General features: G+C 74.5%; 2 protein-coding genes. Both read right to left on the bottom strand.

Annotation, left to right across the window (positions count from 1 at the left end; genetic code table 11):
- Positions 1-57 precede the first annotated feature (57 nt).
- On the bottom strand, positions 58-264 hold the full coding sequence (locus tag HCN56_RS23105; RefSeq protein WP_167974221.1) for an MbtH family protein: 207 nt from the start codon (positions 262-264) through the stop codon (positions 58-60).
- 112 nt (positions 265-376) lie between these two features.
- Positions 377-4,723 (bottom strand): non-ribosomal peptide synthetase (locus HCN56_RS23100; RefSeq protein ID WP_167974219.1); only part of this gene is annotated, 4,347 nt, incomplete at its 5' end.

Below are 4,723 nucleotides of genomic sequence, written 5' to 3'. Positions count from 1 at the left end.
GGCCCGGTACGCGGGGTGGTCGCGTACCGGGCCTCGCCGGGTGGTTCGGGTCGCCGGTCAGGCGTACTGGGCGCGCAGGCCGGCCGGTCGGATGTCGGTCCAGTGCTCCTCGATCCAGGCGAGCGACTCCGCGCGGCCGCCGGCCTCCCGGACGATGCGCCATCCCGCGGGGACCTCGGCGAACGTGGGCCAGATGGCGTGCTGCTCCTCGTCGTTGACTACCACGTGGAAGGTGCCGTCGTTGTCGTCGAAGGGGTTGGTCACGGCGGGTCTCCTGTCGGTGATGTGCGGTGGTGGTGCGCGGTGGTGTGCAGTGGTGCGCGGTGCTGGTGCACGGCGGTCCGGGGCGGGGCCCGCCCCGGTGGGGCGGTGGGGGTCAGGTGGTGCCGGTGGTCACCGCGGTCGCGGTATCGGCGAGTTCCGCGGCATGAATGCGACGGAATTTCTCCGCCAGAACACGGCCGATATGTGCCATGGGCTCGGGGTCTGCCATTCGCAGATGCGATGTGTCTATGTAATGTACGTCGATGTCCCCGTCAACGAATTCGGCCCAGTTCTCCGGCTGGTATTGGAGGCTGTGGAGACGGGTCGCCATGAGGAAGGTGATCTCGGCGGCGGTCCGCGGCGGGTCGTAGTCCCACATGATCTCGGCGTGGTTCACCGAGGCGTTGATGACGGCCAGCAGCTCGTCGTCGGTGAAGCCGGCGAAGACCGGGTCGCGGCGCCGCATCAGCTCCCCGACGGCCTGGGGGTCGGTGCGCCCGTTCAGGTCGGAGTGCGGCTCCTCGACCAGCAGGTCGAGCATGTCCTTCTCGGAGAGCTTGCGGCGGCCCTTCTCCCCGGACCGCGGGTAGCAGTCCATCAGCGCCAGCACCTCGACGCTCTCGCCCTGGCTCTCCAGCAGCGCCGTCATCGCGTGGGCCACCGTGCCGCCGAAGGACCAGCCCATCAGCCGGTACGGGCCGCGGGGCTGCACCCGGCGAATCCGCTCCAGGTAGTCGGCGGCCATCCCCTGCACGCTGTCCGCGGTGAACCCCGGCTCGCTGAGCGCCCGCGACTGCACGGCGTACAGCGGCTGGTCGCTGCCGAGGTGGCGGGCGAGACCCGAGTACGGCCACCCCATACCCGTTCCCGGGTGGATGCAGAACAGCGGACGCCGCGAACCCTGCGGGCGCAGCGGCAGCATCACCGCCATCGACCCGCCCTCCACCGCGCCGTCGTCGTCCAGCAGGCCGGCGACGGTCGGCGAGCGGAACAGGTCCCGCACCCCGCGCTCCACGCCGAGGACGGAGCGCATCCGCGTCACCAGCCGCACACCGAGCAGCGAGTGGCCGCCCAGGTCGAAGAAGTTGTCGTCGATCCCGACGTCCGGGACGCCCAGGATCTCGCCGAAGAGGCCGCAGAGCACCTCCTCGCGGGGGTTGCGCGCCGCCCGCCCGGAGCGGTCGACCCGCACCGTCGGCGCCGGCAGCGCCCGCCGGTCCGGCTTGCCGTTGACGGTCAGCGGGATGGCGTCGAGCAGCATCACCGCCGAGGGCACCATGTGCTCCGGCAGCGCGGCGGCCGCCGCCTCCTTCAGCTCCTCGGCACTCACCCCGGCGCCGCCGGAGCGCGGCACCGCGTACGCCACCAGCCGCTTCTCACCGGGCCGGTCCTCGCGGACGACGACCGCGACGGTGCCGACCTCCGGGTGCCGGGCCAGCGCCGCCTCGACCTCGCCGGGCTCGATGCGGAAGCCGCGCAGCTTGACCTGGCCGTCCGAGCGCCCCAGGAACCGCAGTTCGCCCTCGGGGGTCCACAGCACCAGGTCGCCGGTGCGGTACATGCGTCCGCCGTCGGCGGCGAACGGGTCCGCCACGAACCGCTCCGCCGTCAGGCCGGGCCGTCCGACGTAGCCGCGCGCCACCTGGTCACCGGCGATGTACATCTCCCCGGGGACGCCGACCGGCACCGGGCGCAGCGCCGTGTCCAGGACGTGGATGCGGGTGTTGTCCAGCGGCCTGCCGAGGAAGACCCCCGGCAGCTCCCGCACGTCGGTGGCGAGCCGCTGGTGGTGCGAGGCGAAGGTCGCCTCGGTCGGGCCGTAGGAGTGGACCAGGACCGTGTCCGGGCAGTGGTCCAGGACCCGCTGCAACGCGGCGGGCGAGGCGGTGTCGCCGCCGGTCCACACCTCGCGCAGCAGCCGCAGCGTGTCCAGCCCCTCGTCCGCCATGATGTTGAACAGGCCCATGGTGAAGTAGGCGGCGGTGACGTCGTGTTCGCGAATGGTGCGGTCCAGCTCGGCGACGTCGGCGCCGTCGCCCGGCGCGATCACCAGCTCGCAGCCGTTGAGCAGCGGCACCCACAACTCGTAGGTGGAGGCGTCGAAGCCGATCGCGGAGTGGACCAGCATCCGCTCGTGGTTCGCCAACTCCCAGCAGCTGTCCGCCACCAGGTCCGCCACGTTGCGGTGGGTCACCGCGACGCCCTTCGGGCGACCGGTCGAGCCCGAGGTGAACATCAGGTACATCGCGCCGTCCACGCCGACCTCGACGTCGGGCGCGCCGGCGGGCGGCTCCGGCCCGTCCGCCGGGTCGTCCAGGACGACCAGCCGGGTGCCGCCGTGCGCCTCGCGGACCGCCAGCGGGCTGTCCAACTGGGCGCGGGAGGTGACGATCACGTCGGCGCCGGTGTCCTCCATCATCATCCGGACCCGGCTGCCCGGCAGCTTCGGGTCCAGCGGCAGGTAGGTGCCGCCGGCCTTGAGCACGCCGAGCGCCGCCACCAGCAGCTCGGGGGTGCGGTCCATCAGCACCCCGACCGCCTCCTCCCGGCCGACCCCGGCGGCGATCAGCCGGTGCGCCAGCGCGTCCGCGGCGGCGTCCAGCTCCGCGAAGCTCAGCCGCCGCTCGCCCAGGACCACCGCCGTGCGGTGCGGCGTCCGGAGGGCATGGGCGGCGAACAGCTCGTGGACCGGGGCCGCGGCGACCGGCCGGGTGGTCGCGTTGTAGGCGTCGACCACGAGCCGCGCCTCGGTCGCCGACAGCAGCGGCACGTCCCCGACGCGCATCCCCGGATCGGCGGCGACCGCCCGCAGGGTGCGGGCGACGTGCTCCGCCAACTGCTGCGCCACGGAGGCGTCGTAGAGGTCCGTCGCGTACTCCAGCACGCCGTTCAGCCCGGCCGGCCGGCCGTCGGAGCCGGCCGTCTCGCGGACCGAGAGCGTCAGGTCGAACTTGGTGTGGGCGGTGCGCAGCGCGAGGTCCGCCCCCGCGAACATCGAGGTGCCCGCGGCGCTCTCGGCGGGCGTCACCTGCACCAGCACCTGCACCAGCGGGTGGTGGGCCGCCGACCGGCGCGGGTTGAGGTGCTCCACCACCCGGTCGAAGGGGACGTCCTGGTGGGCGAAGGCCGCCAGGTCGGTGGCGCGGACCCGGTCCACCAGCTCGCCGAAGGCCGGGTTGCCGGAGGTGTCGGTGCGCAGCGCCAGGGTGTTGACGAAGAAGCCGACCAGCCCCTCCAGCGCGTCGTCGTCCCGGCCGGCGACGACCGTCCCGACCGGCACGTCGGTGCCGGCGCCGTGGCGGGTCAGCGTGGCGGCGAACGCCGCCTGCACCACCATCAGCATGGTCGCGCCGCGCTCCGCGCCCAGCGCGGCCAGCGCGCCGTGCACCTCCGCGTCGACGGCGAACGGGGCGACCGCGCCGCGCCGGCGCGCCTCGGCGGGACGGGGCTTCCCGGCGGGCAGGTCGAGCACCGGCGGTGCGTCCGCCAACTGCCGCTCCCAGTAGCCGAGCTGCTGGGCCAGGACCCCGGCCGGGTCGTCGGCGTCGCCGAGGGTGGCCCGCTCCCACAGCGCGTAGTCCGCGTACTGGACCGGCAGCGGCTCCCACGCCGGTTCCCGCCGCTGGGCGCGGGCGAGGTAGGCCTCCTCCAGGTCCCGCAGCAGCGGGCCGGTGGACCAGCCGTCGGCGGCGATGTGGTGGAGCAGCAGCACCAGTGTCTGCGCCTGCGCCTGCGTCCCGGCGGTCCCGGCCGCTTCCGAGGCCCCGCCGGTCCCGTCGGTCCCGCCGTCGGTGACGGTCACCAGGGTGGCGCGCAGCGGGATCTCCGACGCGAGGTCGAAGACGTGGCCGCAGGCCGCCTCGACCGCCGCCGTCAGGTTGGCACCGCCGGTGCGGACCAGCCGCAGCTGCGGCCGGGCGTCCGGCAGGATGCGCTGGTGCGGCTCGCTGTCGACCTCGGCGTAGACGGTGCGCAGCACCTCGTGGCGCGCCACCAGGTCGGCCAGCGCGTCGCCGAGCAGCTCCGCGTCGATCGGGTTCTCCAGCCGCAGCACCAGCGGGATGTTGTAGGAGGCGGAGGCGCCCTCCAGCTCGTTGACCACCCACAGCCGCCGCTGCGCGTACGACAGCGGGATGCGCTCGGGGCGTTCGGCCGGGACCAGCGACGCGCGGCGCTGCTGCCGCTGCTGCTCGTCCACGCGGCGCGCCAGCGAGGCGGGGGTCGGCGCGAGGAAGAGGTCGCGGATGCCGATCTCGGCACCGAGCGCGGCGCGGGCGCGGTTGACCAGCCGCATCCCCATCAGGGAGTGGCCGCCGGTGCGGAAGAAGTTGTCGTCGGGGCCGACGGTCTCCCGCCCCAGGACGGAGGCGAACAGCGCCACCAGCGCGGCGAGGTGCGGGCTGTCCCCGGCCGCGGCGGGGGCGGGCTCGGCGGCCGCCGGCGCGGCGGCGGCGAGCGC

It is taken from the genome of Streptomyces lonarensis, from assembly GCF_012033735.1.
GTDB classification, from domain to species: domain Bacteria; phylum Actinomycetota; class Actinomycetes; order Streptomycetales; family Streptomycetaceae; genus Streptomyces; species Streptomyces lonarensis.
This window is presented reverse-complemented; position numbering and strand designations above follow the sequence as displayed.